The 23,579-nt window shown below is 71.6% G+C and carries 23 protein-coding genes; 15 read left to right on the top strand and 8 right to left on the bottom strand.

All coding sequences use genetic code 11. The features are described 5' to 3' along the window. Positions 1–5 precede the first annotated feature (5 nt). On the top strand, positions 6–4,010 hold the full coding sequence (locus AB0J64_RS34410; protein WP_364036434.1) for a hypothetical protein: 4,005 nt from the start codon (positions 6–8) through the stop codon (positions 4,008–4,010). Between the two features lie 13 nt (positions 4,011–4,023). Here AB0J64_RS34410 and AB0J64_RS34405 read toward each other — a convergent pair whose 3' ends face one another. Both AB0J64_RS34405 and AB0J64_RS34400 read right to left on the bottom strand, forming a co-directional pair. Next, positions 4,024–5,247, bottom strand: a complete 1,224-nt coding sequence (locus tag AB0J64_RS34405; RefSeq protein ID WP_364036431.1) for an alpha/beta hydrolase — start codon at positions 5,245–5,247, stop codon at positions 4,024–4,026. A 25-nt stretch (positions 5,248–5,272) separates the two neighbouring features. Then, positions 5,273–5,545: a hypothetical protein gene (locus tag AB0J64_RS34400; RefSeq protein WP_364036428.1), complete on the bottom strand. Its 273-nt coding sequence runs from the start codon at positions 5,543–5,545 to the stop codon at positions 5,273–5,275. A 113-nt stretch (positions 5,546–5,658) separates the two neighbouring features. On the opposite strand from AB0J64_RS34400, the gene AB0J64_RS34395 reads away from it, so the two are divergent. Next, positions 5,659–6,639, top strand: a complete 981-nt coding sequence (locus tag AB0J64_RS34395; protein ID WP_364036425.1) for an acetylxylan esterase — start codon at positions 5,659–5,661, stop codon at positions 6,637–6,639. A 45-nt stretch (positions 6,640–6,684) separates the two neighbouring features. On the opposite strand, the gene AB0J64_RS34390 is transcribed toward AB0J64_RS34395, so the two are convergent. Further along, complete coding sequence (locus AB0J64_RS34390; protein WP_364036422.1) at positions 6,685–6,972, bottom strand: iron-sulfur cluster biosynthesis family protein; 288 nt, start codon at positions 6,970–6,972, stop codon at positions 6,685–6,687. A 239-nt stretch (positions 6,973–7,211) separates the two neighbouring features. On the opposite strand from AB0J64_RS34390, the gene AB0J64_RS34385 reads away from it, so the two are divergent. Next, positions 7,212–7,811 carry a DUF4142 domain-containing protein gene (locus tag AB0J64_RS34385; RefSeq protein ID WP_364036420.1) on the top strand — a complete coding sequence of 200 codons (600 nt, stop codon included), beginning with the start codon at positions 7,212–7,214 and terminating at the stop codon, positions 7,809–7,811. Here the strand turns inward: AB0J64_RS34385 and AB0J64_RS34380 are convergent. Next, on the bottom strand, positions 7,802–9,490 hold the full coding sequence (locus tag AB0J64_RS34380; RefSeq protein WP_364036557.1) for an exo-alpha-sialidase: 1,689 nt from the start codon (positions 9,488–9,490) through the stop codon (positions 7,802–7,804). The two genes, AB0J64_RS34385 and AB0J64_RS34380, sit on opposite strands and share 10 nt — an antisense overlap. Positions 9,491–9,742: 252 nt before the next feature. Between AB0J64_RS34380 and AB0J64_RS34375 the strand changes: the two genes are divergently transcribed. The 9 genes from AB0J64_RS34375 to AB0J64_RS34335 all read left to right on the top strand — a co-directional run bounded on the left by AB0J64_RS34375 (position 9,743) and on the right by AB0J64_RS34335 (position 18,775). Next, complete coding sequence (locus AB0J64_RS34375) at positions 9,743–10,639, top strand: hypothetical protein (protein WP_364036417.1); 897 nt, start codon at positions 9,743–9,745, stop codon at positions 10,637–10,639. A gap of 69 nt (positions 10,640–10,708) precedes the next feature. Next, on the top strand, positions 10,709–10,957 hold the full coding sequence (locus tag AB0J64_RS34370; RefSeq protein WP_364036414.1) for a hypothetical protein: 249 nt from the start codon (positions 10,709–10,711) through the stop codon (positions 10,955–10,957). Positions 10,958–10,974: 17 nt separating this feature from the next. Then, positions 10,975–12,375, top strand: coding sequence for an FAD-binding oxidoreductase (locus AB0J64_RS34365; protein WP_364036411.1), 1,401 nt, complete (start codon positions 10,975–10,977; stop codon positions 12,373–12,375). Positions 12,376–12,494: 119 nt separating this feature from the next. Then, positions 12,495–14,075 carry an MFS transporter gene (locus tag AB0J64_RS34360; RefSeq protein ID WP_364036408.1) on the top strand — a complete coding sequence of 527 codons (1,581 nt, stop codon included), beginning with the start codon at positions 12,495–12,497 and terminating at the stop codon, positions 14,073–14,075. 26 nt (positions 14,076–14,101) lie between these two features. Then, complete coding sequence (locus AB0J64_RS34355) at positions 14,102–15,250, top strand: FAD-dependent oxidoreductase (protein ID WP_364036405.1); 1,149 nt, start codon at positions 14,102–14,104, stop codon at positions 15,248–15,250. Between the two features lie 136 nt (positions 15,251–15,386). Continuing rightward, positions 15,387–16,457 (top strand): acyl-CoA desaturase, encoded by a 1,071-nt coding sequence (locus tag AB0J64_RS34350; protein WP_364036402.1) that lies wholly within the window; start codon positions 15,387–15,389, stop codon positions 16,455–16,457. Between the two features lie 55 nt (positions 16,458–16,512). Further along, a complete protein-coding gene (locus AB0J64_RS34345; RefSeq protein WP_364036399.1) occupies positions 16,513–16,995 on the top strand; it encodes a cation:proton antiporter regulatory subunit in 483 nt (160 codons plus the stop codon). Between the two features lie 8 nt (positions 16,996–17,003). After that, positions 17,004–18,164: a cation:proton antiporter gene (locus AB0J64_RS34340; RefSeq protein WP_364036396.1), complete on the top strand. Its 1,161-nt coding sequence runs from the start codon at positions 17,004–17,006 to the stop codon at positions 18,162–18,164. 17 nt (positions 18,165–18,181) lie between these two features. Continuing rightward, the gene (locus tag AB0J64_RS34335; RefSeq protein ID WP_364036393.1) at positions 18,182–18,775 is read left to right on the top strand and encodes a pentapeptide repeat-containing protein; all 594 of its coding nucleotides are present in this window, start codon (positions 18,182–18,184) and stop codon (positions 18,773–18,775) included. A gap of 12 nt (positions 18,776–18,787) precedes the next feature. Here the strand turns inward: AB0J64_RS34335 and AB0J64_RS34330 are convergent, their stop codons facing one another. The 4 genes from AB0J64_RS34330 to AB0J64_RS34315 all read right to left on the bottom strand — a co-directional run bounded on the left by AB0J64_RS34330 (position 18,788) and on the right by AB0J64_RS34315 (position 21,684). Further along, on the bottom strand, positions 18,788–19,777 hold the full coding sequence (locus AB0J64_RS34330) for a hypothetical protein (RefSeq protein ID WP_364036390.1): 990 nt from the start codon (positions 19,775–19,777) through the stop codon (positions 18,788–18,790). Beyond that, a complete protein-coding gene (locus AB0J64_RS34325) occupies positions 19,767–20,354 on the bottom strand; it encodes a copper resistance protein CopC (RefSeq protein WP_364036387.1) in 588 nt (195 codons plus the stop codon). Before AB0J64_RS34325 ends, AB0J64_RS34330 begins: the two co-directional genes overlap by 11 nt. 110 nt (positions 20,355–20,464) lie before the next feature. Beyond that, positions 20,465–21,016, bottom strand: coding sequence for a hypothetical protein (locus AB0J64_RS34320; protein ID WP_364036384.1), 552 nt, complete (start codon positions 21,014–21,016; stop codon positions 20,465–20,467). Between the two features lie 389 nt (positions 21,017–21,405). Then, the gene (locus AB0J64_RS34315) at positions 21,406–21,684 is read right to left on the bottom strand and encodes a hypothetical protein (protein ID WP_364036381.1); all 279 of its coding nucleotides are present in this window, start codon (positions 21,682–21,684) and stop codon (positions 21,406–21,408) included. Between AB0J64_RS34315 and AB0J64_RS34310 the strand changes: the two genes are divergently transcribed. The 3 genes from AB0J64_RS34310 (at position 21,656) to AB0J64_RS34300 (ending at position 23,534) form a co-directional block, all read left to right on the top strand. Then, a complete protein-coding gene (locus tag AB0J64_RS34310; RefSeq protein ID WP_364036378.1) occupies positions 21,656–22,222 on the top strand; it encodes a hypothetical protein in 567 nt (188 codons plus the stop codon). The genes AB0J64_RS34315 and AB0J64_RS34310 overlap by 29 nt on opposite strands. A 154-nt stretch (positions 22,223–22,376) precedes the next feature. Next, positions 22,377–23,021 (top strand): response regulator transcription factor, encoded by a 645-nt coding sequence (locus AB0J64_RS34305; protein ID WP_364036375.1) that lies wholly within the window; start codon positions 22,377–22,379, stop codon positions 23,019–23,021. A 93-nt stretch (positions 23,022–23,114) separates the two neighbouring features. Further along, positions 23,115–23,534 (top strand): ATP-binding protein, encoded by a 420-nt coding sequence (locus AB0J64_RS34300; RefSeq protein ID WP_364036372.1) that lies wholly within the window; start codon positions 23,115–23,117, stop codon positions 23,532–23,534. The last annotated feature ends 45 nt before the right edge of the window (positions 23,535–23,579 follow it).

Raw genomic sequence — 23,579 nt, 5'->3', positions numbered from 1 at the left:
GTTTCATGCCGCACGCCCTCCTGCGCGTGCTCGCTTCCGTGTTCATCGCAGGGTCCACCGCAACCGCCACGATCCTGGTGGCCGCGCCACCGAGCGCCCAAGCTCAGACCCAGCCTCAACCCCTGATGGGGATCCAGCCCGTGCCCGCCGTGCAGGAGCCGCCGGCAGCCGCGGTCAGCGTTCCCACGAGGCCCTCGCTGGCGCTCCGGCCCGCGGGGGACGGGCGGGTGGGGCCGACAGAGCCCGAGGTCACCACGCCCGCCGGGCCGCAACTGATCGACGAGATCACCGACGAGGCCGCCTCCATCCAGGAGAAGCGGGGCCTCGGCAGGCAGGCGCCCGCCGTGCGCAACGTGCTGCCCGACACCTCGCACGCGGAGACGCTGACGCTGATCAAGCCGCTCGCGTCCGTGCTCAAGGCGTTCGACGGGCTGGGCAAGGCCCTGCCGGGGCTGACGTACCGGCTCTGCGTCGAGAGCGAGACGGTGCCGGTCTCCTGCACGATCTCGCAGCCCGTCGCCACGCCGGTGGCCGCCGACGTCACCGGCGACGGCAGGCCCGACCTGGCGGCCGACCTGCTGCCCACCGCGGACCCGACCGAGGGGTCCGTCGGGCTGGGCTTCGCCGTCAAGCGGCTGTCGCGCAGCAGCCTCAAGGCGCAGGTCTGGGCGGAGTACGACGGCAAGGTGTCGGTCGGGTTCGACGGCCTGCGGCGCGGCTCGTCGCTGTCGGCCTTCGACTGGGGCAACTTCACCGTGGACCTGGAGGGCAAGCAGGTCAAGGCCAGCCTCAAGCGCACCGAGCCGGGCAGGTCCGCGACGATGATCGCGGGGCTGACCGGTCGCAGCGCGCTGAGCCTGCGGCAGACGCCCGCCACCGAGAAGCTCGCCGTGACCGCCGCGCTCGACCCGCCGTCCCTGGACGTCGACGCCTCCGGCCCCGCCAAGCTGGAGGCGCTGGCGGTGACCGGCCGCCAGTTCACCGAGGCGGTGCTCGACCGGATGCCCTCCCGCGCCGAGGTGCGGCTGACGGGCGGCCGGATCCGCTTCACCGGCCCGTCCTCGATCGGCCGCGCCCAGGTGCACAGCTACACCTACCGCGACGGCAAGCTCGCCAGAGTGCTGAGCGCCGAGCTCACGAGGGTGCCGCCGTCCCTGACCGCCGAGTACGGCACCGCGGACGGCAAGCAGACCCTGACCGTCGACTCCCGCAAGGGCCGGGCCGGGGCCGGCACGCTGCTCTACTACGACCGCGCCGCGGACAAGACCGTGGTGAAGGCCGAGCTGAGCCACCTGCCGGCCAAGGTGCGCCTGGTCAACGACCTGGCCGAGCACCGCGTCACGCACACGACCAGCTCGCCCATCGGCAGGTTCGCCGTGGTGCTGCAGCGCAACGAGGGCGCCATCTCCAGCCCGCGCGGCGGCCACGTCACCATGATCAAGAAGGGTTCCGCGCTGGGGGTGTCCGGGCTGCTGTCGAAGCTGTCCGGGTTCGACATCACGTACGGGGACGTGCCGCACGCCCGCCTGGAGGTGGGCTCCAGCGGGCGGTCGTTCCTGGGCGCGGCCAGCATCGACGGCACCCGGCTGGCCCGGCTGGAGATCTCCAACACGCCCTCCACCGTGGACGTCACCCTCGACCCCGCCCGCAGGAAGGCCGTCTACCAGGCCAGCGGCGTGATCAGGAAGCTCCGCGCCGCCTACGCCGACCGGAAGTCGGGCCCGACGATCGACGGCACCGTCATGGGAGTGCACGACGACGTCAAGGCGTCCTGGGAGCTGGGCGAGCGCTCGACCGTGAAGGTGGCGACGTCCTCCAAGATCGATGAGGTCCGGTTCTACGCGAGCAAGGCGTACGTGACGTCCCCGTCCGGGGAGGACCTGGAGGCGGCCGTCCAAGGCGTGCGCGGGAACGTCGAGCTGGTCGCCGACACGAAAGCCAGGACGCTCACCTGGACCGCGGACCACCCGGTCGGCAAGGTCTCCGCCCTGGCCAGGGCCAAGCTCGGCGACCGGTACGTCAGAGCCGCCGCCGAGGTGACCGGCGTGCCGGCCCGCTTCGACGCCTCGTGGGAGGCGGCCTCGTACCGCTTCCGCGGCCTGTCAGGACCGGTCGGATCGGCGGAGCTGGCCTTCACCAACCACGACGGCGCCACGTCGCCCACGGGGCCGCACCTTTCCGCGCACCACAGCCAGGCCACCGGCGACCTCGACGCCAGCGTGCTGGTGAAGGGGCTCAAAGAGGTCGCATTCAGTCCGGCGGCACAGGGCTTCACCGCCGACTTCCGCTCGGCCAAGCAGACGCTCGCCGTGGACACCGACGTCACGCAGGGCGACACGCGCTACGGCCTGATCGGCACGCTCGGGCCCGTGCCCGGCCGGCTGGCCGTCACCTCCGACGGCGGCAAGCTCACGTACGCCGGCTCCCGGCTGGACGTGCGCGCCCGCGCCTGGCTCGGCAAGGCGGCGGCGCTCGACCGCATGCGTGCCGCCCCCGCCGTGCCCGGCGGGGTGTCCCTGGTGGACGGCGGCTGCGCGGCCGGATCCCCGGGCTGCGCGCAGGGCCCGTTCTGCACGCCGGATCGCGGCTGCTTCGGCCTGCAGGGCTACCTGGACGTGACCGGGCTGCCCGACCAGGTGACGGTGGACATGACGGGCAGGACGTTCGCGTTCTCCGGTTTCAGCCCGCGGCGCAAGAGCCTCGGCGTCTACCTGGCCAGCAGTGTCCTGTCGCCCGTGCCGGTCAAGGCCAGGGCCACCCTGACCGGGCTGCCCGCCACGATCACCAGCATGTCGGTGGGGCCGTTCAGCGTGACCCAGGGCAACGTCGTGCAGGCCGCGTACCGCATCGAGCCGCCCGCCACGCTCGGCTCGCTCGACGTGCGGGCCGAGGCGGGGGACCTGCGCGGCCACGTGGCGATCGACCCCGTGCCCGCGTCGGTGTCCGTCCAGGGCACGTACGGCGCCAAGACCCGCATCCGCGTCAACAACTCCGCGGCCGTCAAGCGTCTCGAGGCCCAGGTCACCCTGGCCGGCAAGGGCACCGGGGAGCTGCGGTTCTCGGACGTGCCCGCCGTGTTCGGGGTGGACGCCGACGCCTCGGCCGCCGGGCTGAGCGTGCCGGCGCTCACGTACAAGTCGAACGTCAGCACCCTCGACGGCCACCTCGGCGTCGAGGGCAGCCTGGTGGACCCGCAGGGGCGGCTCGGGGACGTGTCGTTCTCGGTGAAGGACCTGGCCGCCGACACCACGATCCGGCTCAACCCCGACCAGTCGCTCGACCTGGTCTCGCGTCCCGCTCCCACGGGCCGCATCACGCTGCACGCGGGGCTCCGGGTCGACGCGGTCGCGCCGCAGCGGATCGCCGTGAACAAGGAGGTCCCGTACACGACGGGCTTCCTCACCTACAACGTCGGAGGCACGTTCGGGCTCGGGCCGAGCTCGGTCAAGGACCTGTCGCTGGACCTGCAGCGGGTGTCGTGGCTCCGCATCAGGCCCGGCAAGGTCCCGTTCGGCCTGAAGGCGCCCCCCGGCCTGGGGTACGTCGCGCCCGGCTTCGAGGGGAACTACGGCCAGGCGAAGATCGCCGCCAAGGGCGTGGACCTGCGGCCCGAGGTGTCCCTGGACGTCCGGCTGAGCAGGGACGTCGGCAACGACGTCTTCCACGACTCGGTACGGCTGGCGCCCACCGGCACGCTCGCGCTGCGCCGCTACGACCAGCGGATGCGGCGGATCGGGGCCAAGCAGGAGATCAAGGCGGCGGGGGTCAGCCTGGCGTGCGTCACGGTGGACGCCAAGCCCGGCTTCGCCGCCGGGGGAAGCGCCAACTCCATCACGCTGCGCGGCGCGGACGGGCCCCAGATGGTGTCGCTGCTGGATCCCGGGGGCCAGGTGCCGGACTACGCGGTGGACCTGCTGACCCACTTCATGAGCCCGTTCCCCGGGTCGGAGTGGAAGGTCGCGGGCACCAAGGCCGGCGCCTGCCCCGACCGCGGCCCCGAGTCCCGCTGACCGTTCCCGCCGGTCAGCGGGGGCCGCGGTAGTCCGGGGGCGCGGCATCGCCCTCGTACGCGCGCACCTGGCGGCCGGCCAGGAACGCGCGCAGGAGCCCGAGGTACGCCTCGCTCCGGTACGTGCCGCCGCCGAGGTAGGCGAACGTCGCCGAGGGCAGCGCCCGCCGGTACTCCGTGGCCGAGGCCCAGCTCTGCTCGTCGCAGGCCGCCTTGACGATCAGCACGGGCGCCGTCACCTCGGTCAGGCTCGGCCGCGGCGCGCCGGGCGCGGACGGCGCGGTCAGGCCGACGTACCCTCCGGAGCCGGTCGTCGCGGCGGCGGGGCACGGATGCGCGGCGCCCCGGCGGACGAGGTCGAGGTAGCCGTCCAGCTCCCGGTCGCCCGCGAACGCGTGCGCAGCCAGGGGCTCCACCCGCAGCAGCGTGGAGACGGCGAGCAGGCGCGGGTCGGGCGTGCCGTTCCGGCCGAACACCGCCGCCTGCTCGACCGTGCCGCCCGGCTGCCGCCCCTGGTCCTCCCACACGGGCGAGGCGAGGACCGCCTTGGCCACGTGATCCGGGTGGGCGGTCAGGTAGGCGGCCGCGAGCCGGGTGCCGTAGTCCTGGGCGATCAGGTTCAGGCGACTGGCGCCCACGGCCTGGCGGATGGCCTCGAGGTCGGCGACGTCGCGGGTCAGGCCGTACCCGCGCGGGTCCGGCAGCCGTGCCGAGCGCCCGGCGCCGAGCTGGTCGTAGACGTACACCTGGTAGCCGTCCGCCGTCAGCTTCCGGAGGAACGCCGCGGACGCCGCCAGGTCCGCCACCCCGGGCCCGCCGTGCAGGAACACCACGGGGTCCGGCCGGGTGACGCGCTTCGGCGCGAGCCGTACGTACGCCAGCTCCGAGCCGGTCGGCAGCCGCCACTCCCGCTGCCCGGCCACCGGCGCCAGGGGAGCGGGGGCCGCGGGCGGCCGCAGCGTGGCCACGCTCACGTGCCAGACCACCGCCGCCTCCACGCCGAGGATCAGCGCGGCCCGCAGCCACCGCCCCCACGCCGCCCTCGGCCGCGGCACGCACAGCAGCAGCCCCAGGAAGAAGACGGATGCGAACACCGCCAGCCCCGTCACCGCGAACGCCGTCGGCTCCGCGCCCACCATCGCCATCCCCGCCAGCGCGGCCAGCCCCAGGACCGGCGAGAGCGCCAGCACTACGGCACCCGCGACCGCCCGCCCGGCCAGCCTGGCGAAATACCTCATAGAGGGACGTTAGTGGACTCGGCTCCTAAAGTGCGTGGCCAATCCGCAGGCGGACGCGGTCGCCGTCGCGAACGGTCTCGCTCACGGTCCACACGGCCTCGTCGACGACCGCGCCGGTGGCCGTCATGTAACCGCCCATCCTGAGCACCGGCCGGCCCGTGTCGTCGCGCAGCAACTGGGCGCGGGACTCGGCGTCGGCGCCGAACTGCACCAGGAAATCGTCGGTGTCCGCGGGGAGCTCGAACCACAGGCCGGGACGGAGGTGGGAGTCGGGGACCTCGATGACGTAGATGCTCACCTGATCTCTTTACCCCGCACTGACGCTTTCAGCGCCGGCCCCATCGCTTGGGATAGCGCTTTCCGGGCGTGATGTGGTGAAGTATCAGCATCCCTCTACAGGCTGGAGATTCCGTGCCACTGTTCGACATGCCGCTTGAGCAACTCCGCGGCTACCTGCCCGATCGCGACGAGCCCGCCGACTTCGACGCGTTCTGGTCACGCACCTTGAGCGAGGCCAGGGAGTTCGACCTGGACGCGGAGTACGTCCCGCATGACCTGCCCTTCGCCTCCGTGGACGTGTTCGACGTCTCCTACGCGGGCTGGGGCGGGCACCGGATCAACGGGTGGTTCCTGGTGCCGCGTGGCGTGGAGGGCCCGGTGCCGTGCGTGATGCACTACATCGGCTACAGCGGCGGGCGCGGGTTCCCCAAGGACCACCTGTTCTGGCCGGCCGCGGGGTACGCGGTGTTCGTGATGGAGACGCGCGGCCACGGCGGCGTGAACCCCGGCGCCCCCGGCACCACGGGCGACCCGCACGGCGGCGCAACGCCGCAGGCGCCGGGCATGATGACCCGGGGCGTCCTCGACCCGGACGACTACTACTACCGGCGGGTCTTCACCGACGCCGTCAGGGCGGTGGACGCCGCGCTCGAGCACCCGTCGGTCGACGCGAGCCGCGTCGTCGTCTCGGGCGGCAGCCAGGGCGGCGGCATCGCCCAGGCGACGGCCGCGCTGCACCCGTCGGTCAAGGCGGCGCTCATCGACGTGCCGTTCCTGACCCACTTCCGCCGGGCCGTCGAGATCACCGGGAGGGACCCGTACCAGGAGCTGGTCCGGTTCCTGTCCACCCGGAGGGACAGCGCCGACCAGGTGTTCCGCACGCTGTCGTACTTCGACGGCGTCAACTTCGCCGCGCGCGGCCAGGTGCCCGCGCTCTACTCCGTGGCCCTGATGGACGACATCTGCCCGCCGTCCACGGTGTTCGCCGCGTACAACCACTGGCAGGGCCCGAAGGAGATCACCGTGTGGCCGTGGAACGGTCACGAGGGCGGCGGCGGGTACCAGTCCGAGGAGCAGCTGCGCTACCTGCACAAGCTGCTCGGCGAGGACTGACGGGTACGCCCGCCGTGCCGCGCGCCGGCACGGCGGGCGCCCGGCTCAAGCCGACTGCTCCTTGACCAGGAACGACACGCTCCCCTGGTCATCGGCTCCGGCGTCAAGAGACTTGTCGTCCAGCACGCTGGCGGCGACCGGGTCGAGGTAGACCCGCGCCCCCTCGGTCTCGACCACCTCGTCCGCCGGCTCCGGCGAGGTGGCCAGCGTCAGGGTGAGCGCGCTCGCGCCCTCCCCCTGAGACGAGATGCGAATCCCGCTCTGGGAAGGCTCGGGCGTGGCCGCGGCCAGGTCGCGGATCGCCTGGGCTGCGTTGGCTGTAAGGGTGAGCACTACGGCTCCTCCTCTGAGTCGACGTTCAGGAATTGCCTGCCCTTCCCTCCGATCCCGCACCCAACCCTTCTTGACCTCTTCTTTACCAAGAATTCCTCGCGAGCCGTGTGGACAATGAGGCCGGCGCGACGACGCGGGCCTGCCGGTGACGCGCCCGGATACCCGGAATGCCGAGGCCGCGCCAGGGTGGCGATTACTCTCTGTGAGGAGAACGTATCGCTATGTCATAGGAAAAGCTCATGCGCACTCTGTTGCTGGCAGCCGTGGCCGTCGCCGCCCTCGGAGGGTGCGCCGGCGCGCCGACGGACACCGCGGGCCTGGCGCCGCGTACCGACTCGCAGCCGTCCGAGCAGGACAGGGCCTGGATGCGGGGAATCCACGAGGGCAACCTGGCCGAGATGCAGATGGGGCAGCTCGGCGTGACCAAGGGCGGCACGAAGCAGATCAGGGCGGTCGGCAAGCTGATCGTCAGGGACCACACCGAGTTCGACACCAAGGTCACCAAGGCGGCCACGCAGCTGGGCATCAAGCTGCCCGAGTCCCCGACCGCCGAGCAGCGTGCCGACATAGTGCGGCTGCAGGAGGCCCCGCGCCAGGGCTTCGACCAGGAGTTCCTCGCCATCATGACCAACGCGCACACGCAGGCGATCTCCGCCACCCAGGTGGAGATCGCCCACGGGTCGTCGCCGGCGGTGCTGGCGCTGGCCAGGTCCGCGATGCCGACGCTGGACAAGCACCTGGCCGCGCTGCGGCAGGCCGAGGGCGGCAGCCCGGCGCCGTCACCGTCCCCCGGCACGGAGACGCCCGTGTCGCCGATGACGCCCACCGGTCACGAGTAGAGCTCGACCTCGTTGAGCATGCTGCACGTCCGGCCGATCTCCGGCTCGCAGCCGGAGGTCGGGTCGGTGACGATCTTGACGTGGCGGCCGGTCGCGGCGATCTCCGAGTACCGGAGCGCGTAGTCCGTCCTGTCGCTGATCGTGACGACCGGGCGGCCCCATGAGCGGCCGTCCCTGGAGACGTACACGCGGGCGCCGGCCGCATGCCCAGGACGCAGGCTGAGGCCGATGCGGGTGAGCTGGTACTCCCGGTCCAGGTGCAGCACGTACCGGCCACGGCCGGGGGCGACGGCGCTCGACCAGTAGCCGGTGCCGCCGTCGAAGGCCGCGCTGGGACGCGATCTCGGGCGGCCGGTCCAGCGCATGGTGGTCTCGACGCCGAGCGCTCCGCGCCGGCGCATGGCGGCCAGGTCCAGCAGGCCCGTGGCGGGCCCCGCGATCGTGAACAGCCTGCGCTTGATCGCGTACCAGCCGCCGTTCTCGAACCGCCCGTGCGCCGGGCAGGCCGTCTCGTTCAGCGGCCCGTCGGGCCGTGCCCCGGGCAGCTTGCAGTTGTCGAACACCTGGATCAGCTTGTGCGGGCCCAGTGCCGCGATCCCGGTGTAGCCGGACGAGCCGTGCTTGTCCCAGATCCCGTCGCGGTTGTGGTACGTCACCTGCGGCCAGAGCCATTCGTCGCCGAGCCCGTCGGGGGAGACGGCCAGCCAGTTGTCCGGGCGCCCGGCGCTCAGCACCAGGACGCCGCCGGGGGTGAGCAGCAGCCGCGGGGCCACGCCGCGCACCACGCAGTCCTGACCGCTGAAGCGCAGCTCGGCGGCCGGCGACCAGGTGCGGCCGCCGTCGGTGGAGCGGCTCTGGTGCAGCGTGGAGTACGGGCCGCCGTCGCGGCGCAGCACCGCCAGCAGGCTGCCGTCCATCGTCTGCTCGACGGCCGCCTCGTTGTAGACGAACCCGTCAGAAGGTCCCGCGATCACACCGCGCCGCTCGAAGGTGCGCGCGCCGTCCCGGCTGGCGTACAGCTCGGCCTGGTACGTCCCCGTGTCGCGGTACCGGGCGTACACCGTGATCAGGATCGTGCCGTCGGCGAGCTGGATCGGCACCCCGTGCGCGGCCCCGCCGGGCAGCAGGTCGCCGGGCGTGAACAGCGTCGACTCCGAGCGCACCCAGCTCTCCTGGTCGTCCGGCGACCTGGAGGTGAGCACGCCCAGCCGGGCCGTGTGCGGGCCGGTCCGCCGCAGGTAGTACTCGGTGGCGAAGGAGCGGCCGTCGAGCAGCTCGACGGGCGCCTCGCGCAGCGGCGTCCGGCTCGCGGGGCCGAACGTCAGGCCGCCGTCGTCGGAGAGCGCCGCCGCGTTGGTGAGGGTGACGACCTCGTCCACGTTCGTGGTGAAGGTCGTGATCACCTTCTGGCGGGGAGTGCCGTCGCGCCCCACGACGTCGAGTGCCGACACGTTGGGGAAGCCCGCGAAGTCGAGCCGTTCGGACTCCGTCGGCTCCCTGTCGCCGGGCGGCGGGAGGGGGTGAATCCAGCCGAGTGACGAAGCAGTATCTATCGGGTTAGCCCCACTCGTGGCGGAGTGATCCGGTAGCCGGCAGTAACCGGCCTCGGTCCGCGCCACGCCCGGCCACGTGGGCGTCGTCGCGGCCACCGACAGGGCCACGACCATGGATCTTGCCATTGGCACGGTCCCGTTCCTCCCCCGTCTTGAGGCGCTAACGGGACTCTAGATGATCGACGCTCCGTAACTCGGTATTCATCGGCGGGAAGTCGCTGGTCCACCAGGCCCTGCCCGCGGCCGCCCGGGGACCCATGCCGTCTTGGTTAAGTACCAGTTGACAGAAAACCGCCCTGTGACGACTATCGGGACGGCACTATTAAGTGTCAATTTACGTAGACCCGCCGAAGGCCGCGGGTCAGGAGGTGGCCCCAGATGAGCATCGAGCCGAGGGCGAGAGTGGCCCCAGAGCGAGTGCTGCCGGGCCCGGTGCCCCTGGCGCCGGAGACAGCCGCCCAGCAGCGGGTGGTCCAGCGGATCTGCGCCCGGGTCGCGCCCGACGGCATGGACGTCGGCGTCGATGAGGTGCCACCGGGCGGCCTGCAGGTATGGATCGACACCCCGGTGCCGGTGGGCGCGCAGGAGTCCTGGGTGCTCCACCACCGCATGGCCCGCGAGGTGGCCCTGGTCGGCTGGCACTGCGAGGCCGACGCGGACCGCCTGCTGGTCCTCGGATGGAGCGCCGCCTGCCTGCACAACCGCGTACGCCTGCTCCAGAGCGGGCTGCGCAGGCTGACCGACTTCGAAGCGACCGCGCAGCGGGCCGTGCAGCTCGACGGCCAGTCCCCGGACCAGCCCGCCATGCAGGTCGTGGCGGCCGTGCGCGCCTCGATCGAGCGGCGGCTGCGCTGGCCCGAGCGGCTGGCCGAGCTCGACGGGTTCGAGCGCAGCTCGGGCCTGCCCCACCTGCAGCTGCTCCTCGCCCAGGTCATCGGCCTGGAGTCGAAGGTCGCGGCCGCCTGCGAGGAGCACCTCGTCATGGCACGGGTGCTGGCGGGGGCCGTGTGCGAGCAGTACGCCCGGCACTCAGACCTGTCCCGCGCGCAGCGGGACGTGCTGGCAGAGTCCCGCCGATGGGTGCATGCCAGCTCCATGATCCGTGGCTCGGCCGGCGCCCGGCCGAGCTCCGGTGGCCCCGCCGGCCGTCCCCACATGGGGCTGGCGGAGCGCCGCATCGCCGCGAGCGTCATCAACCACGGCGTGCCGCGGGCCACCCCCGCGGCCGTCACTCCACTGGTCGAGCACCTCGACCACACGGAGGGCGCGCGCTGAACCAGATCCGCTCAACGGCGAGCGGTCGCCCGGAAAACCCCGTCCGAGTCCGGTAGGAGAGCCCCCGCCATGCGAACCCCCCCGCACCTGCCCGCAAGAACCAGGCGTGACACCCGAGACACCGACACAGCCAGAGCCCGACGGCACCCCTACGGCCTGCACGAGGTCCCCGTGCAGGCGGCGCCGCGCGGAACCCTCGACATGCCCGACGCCACTGATGAGCCCGACGTGTTCGTCGAGCAGCGGCTGCTCGGCATCAGGGAGATGTCCAACCAGGCCATCGGTTCCATCGACGACCTGCTCCAGCACACCGCGTGAGCCGAAAGAGGAGAGTCATGCAGGAATTAGAGCGACTGGAGCTGAGGTCGCACGACGTCGGGGGGCACCACCCGCGGGCCGTCGCGGGCATCGACACGCCGCGCAACCTCGACGAGGTACGCGCGCTCGTACGGCAGGCCACGGCGTCCGGGCGCCGCCTCTACCCGATCAGCACCGGCAGGAACTGGGGCATGGGCTCGGCCATGCCGGTCACCGACGACAACGTGGTCGTCAATCTGAGCGGCATGAACCGCATCCGCAGCCTGGACCTCGAGGCCGGCTACGCGGTCATCGAGCCGGGAGTCACCCAGGCGCAGCTCGCCGAGGTGCTGCGTGACACCCCATGGATGCTGAACGTCACCGCCTCCTGCGCCGACACCTCCGTCGTCGGCAACGCGCTCGACCGCGGCGACGGCTGCATCCGCTCGCGTGTCCACGACACGGCCGGGATCGAGGCCGTGCTCGCCGACGGCAGCGTGGTCACCACCGGCGGGCTCGACCCGGCCGGGCGCTACCACGGCCGGGTCGCCGGGCCCGACCTGACGCCCGCGTTCGTCCAGCACAACCTGGGCATCGTCACCGCCATGGCCGTCGCCCTGGTGCCGCGCCCGCAGACCATCGCCTTCGTGCACGGCCGCTTCCCGCGCGACCAGGTCGGGACGGCGGTCGGCGCGATGACCGGCTTCCTGCGCCGCGGCAACCCCGCCGACGGGCTCATGCGCGTGCGCGAGCTGTCGCTCACGCCCGCCGGTGGCGACTGGACGCTGCCCAAGGGGGTCGACCCGAGCCTGTTCACCATCATGGGGCCGCTCATGGGGAGCGACGCCACCGTGGAGCTGGCCGAGGAACTGCTCCGCAAGGCGCTCATCGAGGTCGAGGGCGCCGAGGCGCTGCGCGTGGTGGACGCGGCCGAGGTGGCCGCCGACGACCCGCTCTACCCGAGGGCGCTCATGGCGCAGGGCATCCCCACCTGCCAGGGCGTGCGCAACGCGCTCGGCGTCACCTCCTGCGACCAGATCGACGACGGCGACATGGGCTTCCTGGCGCTGCTGCCGCTCATGCCCATGCACGCGCGAAGGACCGACCACCTCATGGCCGCCCTCCAGACGGCCGTGGACGCGCACAGCACCGCCCTCATGGTCGAGTGGAACCTCGTCAGCAAGCACATGGCCAACGGCGTCATCCAGATCTTCTTCGACCGGAACGCGCCGGACGCCCCCTACCGCGCCCACCAGCTCCGCAACGACGGCAACTGCCTGCTGCGCGGCAACGGATGCGCCATCTACCGCTCCGACATCGACCACGCCGCGGCCGACGTGTGGTCGGAGACCAGCACCGCCGGCCTCGGCATGCTGCACCGGCTCAAGACCGCTCTCGACCCGGACGGCCTGCTCTCTCCCGGCCGTTACGGCGCCTGACTACTGGGCCTGATTACTGGGCCTGATTACTGGGCCTGAAAGACCTGTCATAGCTCCGCCGGTCGCACAGCCGGAGAGTGCCGGTCGGCGGAGACCCTACATAGCTTGGAGGTGACCACGTGCGTCCGTCACCAGCGCGGGGGACGAGCACCGTTGACCGCCGTCACGCCGTGATGCTGCGGCTGGTCGGCGCGGGTGTCATGTTGACGGTGATGGCCGACACCACGGCCACCACCCTGGCAGTCGGAGTGCTGCGGTACACACCCGCCGGCGCCGGCATGCCGCTGGGCGACCTGGTCTGGCTGACCAGCGCGGCGTTCATCCCGATCGCGGCGCTGCTCGCCACCGCGGGCCGCTGGGCGGACCTGGCCGGCCGGCGACGGGTGCTGGTCGTCGGCCTCGTGGTGTTCGTGCTGGGCGGGATCGCCACCGTCCTGGTGGACTCCTGGTCGTACGTCCTGGCGGCGCGGGCCGTCCAGGGCGCCGGCGCCGCGGCGATGATCCCGGCCAGCCTCGGGCTGCTGCTCGGTGAGCTGCCGGAGTCGCAGCGGCGCGGCGCGATCGCGCTGTGGAGCTCGGCCTCCGGGCTGGGCTGCCTGCTCATGCAGGCGGGCGGCGGCTGGCTGGCCGCCACCGTCGGCTGGCGATCGCTGTTCATCCCCGACGTCGTGATCGGCGTCGCGCTCCTGATCGCCTGCGTCGGGCTTCCGCCGGGTAAGCGCGCCGGGGCCAAGGGCCTGCCGGACATGCTGGGCGCGTGGCTGCTCGCCGCGGGCATCGCGGTCATCGTGCTGGCCATCTCCAAGGCCATGGCCTGGGGCATGGACGTGCTGTGGCTGGCGCTGGCCGCGCTGGCCCTGCTGGGCGGCGCGCTCGCGCAGGCCAAGCACCACCGCCTGCCGGCGATCGACCTGGCCCTGTGGCGGCGTCCCAGGTTCGTCTGGGGCTGGCTGGCGACCTGGGGGTTCGGCGCCCTGTCGTACGGGCTGCTGACCGTGCAGCCGCTGTACCTGCTCCACCTGGGCTACCCCATGCTGGAAGTGGCCATGTGGCTGACGCCCACCTCGGTGGCCGTCGTCGTGACGAGCTTCCTGGCCGGACGCCTCGTCAAGCGCGTCGGCGCGTACGGCCTGATCTACGCCGGCTCGCTGCTCTGCGGCGGCGCCTGCGTGCTCGTGCTGACCCAGGCCGGGCCCACCGTGTGGGGCCTGATCGCCAGCGTCGTGGTCGGCATGGGCGTCGGCGCGCTCGCGCCCGGCACCTCCGTCGCCACCACCCTGGCGGCCCGCCCCCACCAGTACGCCTCCGCCGTCGGCGCGGCCACCATGGCACGCATGGTCGGCGGTGCCGTGGGCGTCGCCGTCGTGTCGGTCGTCATCGACCACCCGTTCATGACCGGCCCCTTCGCCGGACTGGCGGGCGCGCTCGCCATGTGCGTCGGCATCTCGGTGCTGATCGGCGCGCTGGCCCTCACCAAGATCACCCGGCTGCGGACCGACCCTGGCGACGTCATGATCAAAGTGCCGCGCCGGCTGCTGCTGGAGTTGCGCATGACCCTCGCCACCGTGGCGGCGGAGGCCGACGCGCTGCTGCCTGTCGAGACCCGCACACCCCCCATGGACACCGCTGCGGAGAGTGTTCCGCGGCAGCGGGCGGCCGAGCCGGGCCCGCTCGCCTCCACCCGCGGGCACACGAACTAGTTCAACCATTCGAAAGGGCTCTCGTCATGGCAACCACATCGTGCGACGTAGCCATAGTCGGCGCCGGTCTCGGCGGCTGCTTCCTCGCCCTCATGCTGAGCCGCCGCGGCCAGCGCGTCGTCGTCATCGAGCAGGGACCCTCCGTCCCCAGCGCGGGCGCCGACTTCCTCAAGCCCCCAGGACTGCAGGTGCTCGCCCGGCACGGGCTGGCCGACCTCGCCGGACGCCATGGCCTCAGGCGCGACGTCGTCCGCTACTACCACGACGGCGACCCCATCCAGGAGTGCCACTACCCGGACGGTTTCCTCATCCGTCCCTACCGGGAGCTCGTCGAACTCATCTACACGTGCTGCGCCATGGAGGGCGTCGACTTCTGGTTCGACGCCAGCATCGACGACATCACGATGGACGAGGGCCGCGTCGAGGAGCTGGCGCTGTCGAACGGGCGGCGGCTGCGGCCCGGCGTCGTGATCGGCGCCGACGGCACCAGATCCGCCGTACGCCAGGCGCTCGACATCGAGCCGCGCACGATGCCGTACGAGCGGCTGCTGATGCGGGTGGCCACCGTGCCGCTGACCGCCAGCATCGCCCGGCTCAACCGGCTGTACTTCAGCTCGGAAGGCTGGTTCGCCTACCTCTATCCGCTCAACAGGGACCAGGCCAGGGTGTTCGTCGGCCTCCCCCCGGAGGACGAAGAGGCGATCTTCCAGGACGGCATCCCCGCGCTGACCGACGAGCTGAAGAAGTTCGTCACCGAAAGCTCGGACGCCTTCGACTCGCTCCTGCCCGCGACCTGGCAGCGGATCAAGGTCTCCACGCTGCGGCTGGGGGCGTACCACAAGGGCAACGCGGCGCTGCTGGGCTCGGCCGCGTTCGCCTGCCACCCCATGACCGGGATGGGCATGAGCTACACCCTCCACGACGCGGAGATCCTGGCCGACGTCATCTGCGCCGCCGGCGGTGACGCGGAACTGCTCGACCGGCTGCTGTCCGCCCACTACGAGCCCCGCAAACACGCCCACGCGCAGCTCATCGACTACGGCGACGCCCTGGTCGCCACCTTCCCCGACCGGGACGCCTATCTCGCGGCCTTCAGCCGGGACCTGCACGTCTTCGGTGAGGCAGCCCTGCCGGCACCGGGACCGGTGGAAACCCCCGCCCTGCAGCCGATCTGAGCCGGCGGCGGGGGCATTCCTGTGGTAGGGCCAGCCCTACCACAGGAATGGGTGACTGCGGGAGTTCGCATAGACTCCGCCGCAAGCGATGCTGATGGGTATTCGCGTTCGAACTCACCAGCATCGGAGCCAAACTGTGACTGTGGTCGAAACTCCCCGTGGCCGGGCACCGGGTGAGCGGGGCAGTGACTTCGCCAAGCTGTCGCGCCGCATAGCCGAGGTGGGGCTGCTCGACAAGCGGCCAGGCTACTACACGGCCAGGATGAGCCTTGTCGGGGGTCTTTTCGCCGGTAGCTGGGCGCTGTTCACCGCAGTCGGCGACTCCTGGTGGCAAGTGCTCGTGGCGGTGCTGCTCGCCGTGGCGTTCGCCCAGGTCACGCTGCTCGCCCATGATCTGGCGCACGGGCAGATCTCCCGGTCGCGGCGCACCTCCAGGATGGCCGGGCTGCTGGTGGGCAACCTGGCCATCGGGCTCAGCTACGGCTGGTGGATGGACAAGCACACGCGCCACCACGCCAACCCCAACCACGAGGAGCACGACCCCGACGTCACGCCCGACTTCCTGGTCTGGTCGGAGCGGCAGGCCGAGGCGGCGCAGGGAATCGCCCGGTTCATCGGGCCCCGGCAGGCGTTCCTGTTCTTCCCGCTGCTCACCCTTGAAGGGATCAACCTCAAGGTGTCGAGCTTCCGCGCGCTGCGCCGCCCGTCGCTCAAGAGCAGGAAGGTCGAGGGGCTGCTGCTGACCGCGCACGTGCTGGCGTACCTGGGCGCGGTGTTCCTGGTGCTGTCCCCCGGCAAGGCGCTGGTGTTCCTGGTCGTGCACCAGGCGTGCTACGGCGTCTACCTGGGCTGCACGTTCGCGCCCAACCACAAGGGCATGCCCGTGCTCACCGCGGAGGACGAGCTGGACTTCCTCCGCCGCCAGGTGCTGACCTCCAGGAACGTGCGCGGCGGGCGCCTGGTCAACACAGCGCTGGGCGGCCTCAACTACCAGATCGAGCACCACCTGTTCCCCAGCATGCCCACGGCGAACCTGCGCAAGGCGCAGCCCATCGTCCGCGAGTACTGCGAGTCGATCGGCGTCGACTACGTCGAGTGCGGCCTGGTCGAGTCCTGGGCGCAGGCCATGCGCCACCTGCACGAGGTGGGCCGTCCGCTCCGCGACCGCTCGCCGGCGACCGAGCCGCCTCACGGCGTGAGGCCATGAGTACAAGTTGGATAGGGTTTACGAGGAATTAGGCAGATCTAGACGGGTGGGATAGGTGGAGGTCGAGCAAACAGCGCTGCCGGGAATCGGGCTACGTCACGATTTCACCACCCGTAAAGGCCAGCGGGTCGGTGTCGTGTCCCACCGCACCGGCCGCCGGGACCTGGTGATCTACGACCAGGACGATCCCGACGCCGTGTGCCACGTGGTCAAGCTCAACGACGAGGAGGCCGACGCCCTGGCCGAGCTGCTCGGCGCCCCCCGCATCGTGCAGCGGCTCAACCAGCTGCACCGGGAGGTCGAGGGCCTGGTCAGCGTGCAGCTGCCCATCCCCGACGGCTCGCCCTACGCCGGGCGCCCCATGGGCGACGCGCGCGTGCGGACCCGTACCAGCGCCTCCATCGTCGCGATCGTGCGCGCGGGGCAGGTGTTCGCCAGCCCCGGACCCGAGTTCGTGCTCAGAGCGGCCGACGTCGTGGTCGTCGTCGGCAGCGAGGACAGCACCGCCGAGGTGGCCGGCATCCTGGCGGACGGGTAGAGCCGCGGGTGCACGAAACCGCGGTTCTCTTTCTCGAGTTCGGTGCTGTACTGCTTGGCCTGGGAGTTCTGGGAGCGCTCGCGCTGCGCGTCGGCATCTCTCCCATCCCGCTCTATCTGATCGCCGGCCTGGCCTTCGGGACCGGCGGGCTGGTGCCGCTGGCGACCAGCCAGGAGTTCATCTCCGTCGGCGCGGAGCTGGGCGTCGTCCTGCTGCTGCTGACGCTCGGTCTGGAGTACAACGCCGACGAGCTGGTGACCAGCCTGACGGGCAACGCCCGCGCGGGCATCGTCGACCTGGTGCTCAACGCCGCCCCGGGCGCTGTCTGCGCGTTACTGCTCGGCTGGGGTCCGGTGGCGGCCGTGGCCATGGCGGGCGTCACCTACGCCACCTCCTCCGGGATCACCGCCAAGGTCCTGTCCGACCTCGGGTGGCTCGGTAACCGTGAGACGCCGACGGTGCTGTCGCTGCTGGTGTTCGAAGATCTGACGATGGCCGTCTACCTGCCGGTCCTGACGACCATGCTGGCCGGGCTGAGCCTGGTCAGCGGGGCCGTCTCAGTGGGTATCGCGCTGCTGACCGTGAGCGTGGTGCTGGTCGTGGCCCTGAAGTTCGGGCGGTTCATCGAGGCGTTCGTGTCCAGCCCGAACTCCGAGGTGCTGCTGCTCAAGGTGGTCGGGCTGGCCCTGCTCGTGGCCGGGCTCGCCCAGCAGCTGCAGGTGTCGGCGGCGGTGGGCGCGTTCCTGGTCGGGATCGCGCTGTCCGGCCAGCTCGCCGAGGACGCGCACGCGCTGCTCGCGCCCCTGCGCGACCTGTTCGCGGCGGTGTTCTTCGTGTTCTTCGGCTTCCAGACCGACCCCGCGAAGATCCTGCCGGTGGCGGGGCTGGCCGCGCTGCTCGCCCTGATCAGCATGGTCACCAAGCTGCTGACCGGCGCGTACGCGGCCAGGAGGGCGGGCATCGGCAAGGCCGGCCAGGCCCGGGCGGGCATCGCGCTCATCCCGCGCGGAGAGTTCAACATCGTGATCGCGGGCCTCGCGGTGGGCGCGGGCGCGCACCCCGACCTCGGAGCGCTGGCGGCGGCGTACGTCCTCATCCTGGCGGCCTTCGGCCCGCTGGCGGCCAAGCTGGTGCAACCCCTGATCACCGCCATCGCCAAACGGGCCTGATCCGCTAGTTTGTTCGCATGGCCCTGCCCACTGAGAAGACGATCTGGTCCACCGACTGGGACAGCCTCGAGATCTCCGGCGAGAGCTACCGCCGGGTGCTGTTCCAGGACGTGGACATGACCGAGCTCATCGACCACGGCTCCTCCTTCGAGGAGTGCCACTTCAGCAACGTGCGCTTCAACGTGTCGGCGCACGACGACGCCCGCTTCCTCAACTGCACGTTCACGCGGTGCTCCTTCTTCGACGCCACGTTCGACGGGTGCAAGCTGACGGGCAGCGTGTTCGACGGCTGCACGTACGGGCTGCTCAAGGTCGAGGGCGGCGACTGGTCCTACGTCAGCCTGATCGACGCCGATCTGCGGGGGAGCGTCTTCCGCGGCACCCGGCTGCGGGAGGCCGACCTGGCGGGAGCCCGGCTGGAGCGCGCCGAGCTGCGCCGGGCCGATCTGTCCGGGGTCTCCCTGCGCGGCGCCGACCTGACGCGGTGCGACCTGCGCGGCAGCGACCTGAGCACGCTCGACCCGCACACCGTCACGCTCAAGGGCGCGATCATCGACCCGTTCCAGGCGACGGTCGTGGCCACGGCCCTGGGGCTGGACGTACGGGACTGACGCCCCTCCACGTCAGCACAGGGCCATCGCGGTCTGCCACACTCCCGGCAGCGCCGCCAGGACGAGGTCTCCCCGGCGGCGGCGGTCCTTGCGCGTCTCGGCCCCCAGGTCGGCCAGCAGCTCGCGGAAGCCGTCCTCGTAGCCGGACCCGCCGGCCGCCGACCGCTTCGACAGGCAGCGCGAGTAGGTGGCCACCAGCCAGAAGACCGCCTCCCGATGCAGCCCGCGCCGGATCAGGTCACGGGTGCCGTCGATGGCGACGGGCCGCGCCGCCGGGGAGATGTCGGAGTCGAACCGGTACGAGGGCGCCCGCAGGGTGGCCGTCGCGTCGAACACCTTCTCCAGCGCGGTCAGATGCCGCCCGACCCGCTCCGCGCTGAGGTCGGCGCAGCCGAGCAGGCCGAGCAGGCTCTCGTGGAAGTGCAGCCGCCCGTGCTCGGCGAGCAGGTCGCGGACGTCGACGTACCGGCGGCGGATCGTGGGGTTGCGCAGGGCCGCCACCAGCAGCACATGCGTGGTCACCCCGGTGCCGAACAGCCACGAGTTGACCTGGTCGGGCAGGGACGCGCGCTCGTCGATGCCGTTGATGAACCCGCGCACCCGGTCCATGGCGTTGGTGCAGCGGGCCAGGATCCACGGCCGCTGGGCGAAGTCGCGCGAGACCACCCGCTGGAGCTCGCTCAGCCGTCCCGACGGGTCGGCCAGCACGCACGGGAGGTGGAAGCTGCCGGCCAGGTGGTAGTCGCTCAGCACGTCGTGGGCGGAGCCGAGCGCGGGAACGGAGGAGACCTCGAGCAGGATCCCCTTGTAGGCGAACTTCCCGAGGTGGGCGGGCCGGCTCGTGACCACGATGACGTCCACGTCGGAGGTCGGGGCCAGCTCCTCGGCAGGGCCGGCCCACAGGGCCGACCCGGTCAGGAACGCACCGTCGAAGCCCGGCAGCGCGGCGCCCTCTTCCTGCACCCACTGCCGAGCGATCTGTCTGGCTTCCTCAATCAGCATCCACTTCCTCCCGATCTGGGCCGCGGCGCGCGGTCCGGATCAGGACGAACGCACCCAGCACGACAAGCACCGCCAGCCCGCCCCAGATCCATCCGGGAATGCCCGCCGACGCCGCGGACTGCTCACCGGCCGCAGCACTCGCTGCGGCCTGGGGCGGCGGGTTCGTCGTCGGTTGCCCGCCGGTGGGCGAGGACGAGGCCGATGAAGAAGCTGATCCTTTCACGCTGAAGGGGATTTCGCCCTCAATGGGATGCCCGTCGGTCGAAACGACCCGCCAGGCGATGACGTACGCGCCCGGGGCGAGCGGCTGGGACACGTCGGTGAGCACCTTGGGACCGGCGAGCCGCGGCTCGCCGAGCGGGACCGCCTTGCCGGCGGCGTCGTGCAGCACGACGAACGGGAACTTGACGCCGGCGCTGTATTCGAGCTCGATCTCCTTGACCGAGTCGACCTGCGCGCCCTTGGCGGGCGAGCTGCTCTTGAGCGAGTCGTGGGCGAGCGCCGGAGAGGCGGTGAACATGAGGGCGAGGGCACCCGCGAGTGCCGCCCCGAGGATATGACGTGGCAGGAATGCCATGATGGGTCTCCAGAACGATCTTCCGGGCCGCGCGCGCTGTTGGCCGGCGGGCGCCGTCCGGACATGGGCAAGGGTACGCCCACATGGGGGCGAGCCGAGGGGCATGGACGTCAGCCCACGTGCCCTGGCCCGCAGGGCGGGCCTCGCCTGTGGATCGCGCCGGAGACGGTCCTGCCGGCGTACACGGGGAGATCGGAGGTGACCGGCCGCCACGAGGGGGTGGGGGGCTCGGCCGGGGCGGCGGTCAGCAGCCGGATGAGCGGCGGTGGCCCGGCGTAGAGGCGGATCATGAGCCACAGCGCGCGCTCGCCGCGGTGCAGCCACCACGCCGTCAGCGCCGCCACCGTGAGGTGCACCAGGGCCATGCCCGGCGCGGGATGCCCGTGTGCCGCGCCCGCCCCCGTGGCCGGCGCGAGCCGCTCGAAGAGCTGGTGCAGCAGCGTCTGCGTGCCGACGGTCGCGGCCAGCACGGCCGCCGGCCCGCGCTCGCGCCCGTCGATCAGGTACGCCAGCCCGAGCGCCGCCAGCACCCCGGCCAGGTAGACCTCGAACGGCACGGCCCCGCCGCCCGCCAGCGCGTGCCCGCCCGCCGACACGGCACCGCAGACCGTCGCGAAAACGACGGCCCGCGCAAGACGCAGCACTGACGACGCGGAGGACACAACCGATATTCTCCTCGAAAATCAGCGAGGAAGTCTCAGATTTCACGCGCGGCCGAACTCCGCCGAGGTCCGAAGGGCGTCGCGCGCCAGGCGGCCGGCCGTCGCGGCGCCGGGTGGCCATGGCGCCTCTTTGTCAAAGACGCGACCCGATGATGACACTTCTTCACCGGCTCTTTCCAGGCACGGGGAATTCGCCTCCGGCGTGGCGCGGCGGCATGGCCGATGGCAACTGCAAACATCGTACCGATCTTGTTCGGGCCGCTCGGCGGCTTTATGGGCCGCATTCCGGCTCGCGGGTCAATTTGCGACACATTCCGAAAGGAACGGTACATGTTCACGCCCAATCTCCGGACAAAAGCCACAGCCACGCCTGCCCGGCTTACGGCACGTCACGCGATGAAGAGGGCGATATGCGGCTCCCTTTCGATGGCTCTGCTCGCGACCTCGACCCCGGCGGCGGACGCGGACGGCGGCATCGACATCCGCATCGGTGTCGCGACCCCGACCCCGAGGCCGAACCGGACCCCGACGCCGACCCCGAGCCCCACTCCGACACCGACCCCGACACCGACCCCGACCCCGACCCCGACTCCGACCCCGACTCCGACCCCGACTCCGACCCCGACCCCGACTCCGACGGTGACGGAGACGGCCACCGAGACGGCCACGGCCACGACCACCGCGACCGACGCCCGTCTCTTCCCCCACGACGTCCTCGGCCGCGGCAGGTGCGACCCGCATCTGTTCTTCAAGGTCCACCGCCTCTCGCCGCGGAACTTCTTCCTGCCCCGCACCCGCTTCATCGACGGCCCCGGAGGCACGATGACGGTGACGGTGACGAGGGAGCACGAAATCCGCGCGTTCCTGGAGACCGAGCAAGAGAGGCAATGGTCGGTCACCGAGAAGTTCACCACGAAGGACCTGGTACGCCAATTCCGCCTGATGGGACTCCCGCACCTCGAAGAGCGGCACATGGTCTTCACCGGCCACGAATATACGCGGGAGATCACCAAGGGAATGTACGGCAATATGTGGTATCGGGTCTTCGGTTACCGCATCGGCTGGTCGGCGTGGTCGCAGATCGGGACGTGCCGCGAGTTCAAGGTCGCCAGCGGAATCGCCAACGTGCCGGCCCGGGTGGAGGGCTGGCGATACTGGGAGACCAAGCACCCGATGTTCAAGGGGCACCCGATATCCAGGAAGTAGACGGCCGGGCCAGGAGGACGCCGCGCCACGAGCAGGTGCGCCATGGGGGTCGTGCGGGCGGGCGGTGGATCGTGGCAGACTTCTCGTGGCGCAGGCCGTTCCCGAGGCGGCCCGAGCGGGAGCAGGACCCCCACGGACAGAGGCACGACGAAGGATGGCGACTCCCCCCACGATCCGGGTGATTCTCGTCGAGGACCATGCCATGGTCGCCGAGGCGATCGGGCTGGCGTTAGGCAAGGCGCCCGACTTCGAGGTGGTGGCCCAGACCGGGACCATCGCCGGAGCCGTGGCTGAGACCCGGAGGTTCCAGCCCGACGTCGTCGTGCTCGACCGCCGCCTGCCCGACGGCGACGGGATCACGGCCATCGAACGACTCTCCGCTGCGGCGCCCAAAGCGCGGGTGCTGGTGCTGACCGGCGAGGCGACCGCCTCCGTGGCGGCCAGGGTGGTGTCGGCCGGGGGCGCCGGGCTGATGGTGAAGTCGTCCCGGCTGGGAGAGCTGGAGTCTGCCGTACGGGAGGTGGCGTCCGGCGGGGTGGTGCTCGCGCCCGGGCTGCTGCCGGGGATGCTCGACCGGCTGACCGGGCGGGCGGGACTGCTGGGATCCGCGTTGACGGCTCGCGAGCGGGAGACGCTGCTGCTCCTGGCCGAGGGCGCCGGCACGGCCGAGATCAGCGAACGCCTCGGCGTGGCCCGCAACACGGCACGCAACCACGTACAGCACGTCCTGGAGAAGCTCGGGGCCGGCTCCAAGCTGGAAGCGGTGGCGATCGCCCGCAGGGACGGGCTGCTCGACTGATGCATCTGCACCATGTCCCGTCCCCAGGTGCATCAGGCGTTATGGAGCGCTTGCGTCTCGTGATCGAGTGCCGCGTTCCCCGAGAGTAGAGGGGTGGGCAGCGAGGAGGTGGGGTCGTACCAGGTGGACACGCCCCTGCCGAAGGAGATGGGCAGCATCACGGCGGCGCGCCGGATCGCCCGACAGGCCCTGGCCGAGTTCGGCTACCAGGGCCATCGCGAGGATGTCCTGCTGGTGGTGTCCGAGCTCGTGACGAACGCGCTCGTGCACGGCGACGGCCCGCCGTCCCTCCGGATGACGGGCGACGCGTCGCGGGTGCGCATCGAGGTGGGCGACGACGGCGAGCGGCTGCCCGAGCCGCGCGAGCCCGGTCCGGCGGACGGCTGGGGGCTGCACGTCGTCGGTCTGCTCTCCACCGGCTGGGGGATCTCGCCCCGCGACGGCGGCAAAGTGGTGTGGTGCGAGCTGGAGCCCCGCCTTGCTCCGATTCAGGGCAGTCGGCTGGAATTCTGAGCATATGAGGGACCTGAGTTTGGGTCCTTACGCTGTGTCATGAAA

It is taken from the genome of Nonomuraea sp. NPDC049695, assembly GCF_040674955.1.
GTDB classification, from domain to species: Bacteria; Actinomycetota; Actinomycetes; order Streptosporangiales; family Streptosporangiaceae; genus Nonomuraea; species Nonomuraea helvata.
The sequence above is the reverse complement of the archived record's forward strand: the minus strand, read 5'-3'. Positions and strand labels throughout refer to the sequence as shown.

Excerpts from the sequence above, each read along its gene's own strand:
- AB0J64_RS34410 (WP_364036434.1), top strand. The coding sequence starts at position 6 with ATGCCGCACGCCCTCCTGCGCGTGCTCGCTTCCGTGTTCATCGCAGGG.
- AB0J64_RS34405 (WP_364036431.1), bottom strand. The coding sequence starts at position 5,247 with ATGAGGTATTTCGCCAGGCTGGCCGGGCGGGCGGTCGCGGGTGCCGTA.
- AB0J64_RS34385 (WP_364036420.1), top strand. The coding sequence starts at position 7,212 with ATGCGCACTCTGTTGCTGGCAGCCGTGGCCGTCGCCGCCCTCGGAGGG.
- AB0J64_RS34380 (WP_364036557.1), bottom strand. The coding sequence starts at position 9,490 with ATGGCAAGATCCATGGTCGTGGCCCTGTCGGTGGCCGCGACGACGCCC.
- AB0J64_RS34375 (WP_364036417.1), top strand. The coding sequence starts at position 9,743 with ATGAGCATCGAGCCGAGGGCGAGAGTGGCCCCAGAGCGAGTGCTGCCG.
- AB0J64_RS34370 (WP_364036414.1), top strand. The coding sequence starts at position 10,709 with ATGCGAACCCCCCCGCACCTGCCCGCAAGAACCAGGCGTGACACCCGA.
- AB0J64_RS34365 (WP_364036411.1), top strand. The coding sequence starts at position 10,975 with ATGCAGGAATTAGAGCGACTGGAGCTGAGGTCGCACGACGTCGGGGGG.
- AB0J64_RS34355 (WP_364036405.1), top strand. The coding sequence starts at position 14,102 with ATGGCAACCACATCGTGCGACGTAGCCATAGTCGGCGCCGGTCTCGGC.
- AB0J64_RS34335 (WP_364036393.1), top strand. The coding sequence starts at position 18,182 with ATGGCCCTGCCCACTGAGAAGACGATCTGGTCCACCGACTGGGACAGC.
- AB0J64_RS34330 (WP_364036390.1), bottom strand. The coding sequence starts at position 19,777 with ATGCTGATTGAGGAAGCCAGACAGATCGCTCGGCAGTGGGTGCAGGAA.
- AB0J64_RS34325 (WP_364036387.1), bottom strand. The coding sequence starts at position 20,354 with ATGGCATTCCTGCCACGTCATATCCTCGGGGCGGCACTCGCGGGTGCC.
- AB0J64_RS34305 (WP_364036375.1), top strand. The coding sequence starts at position 22,377 with ATGGCGACTCCCCCCACGATCCGGGTGATTCTCGTCGAGGACCATGCC.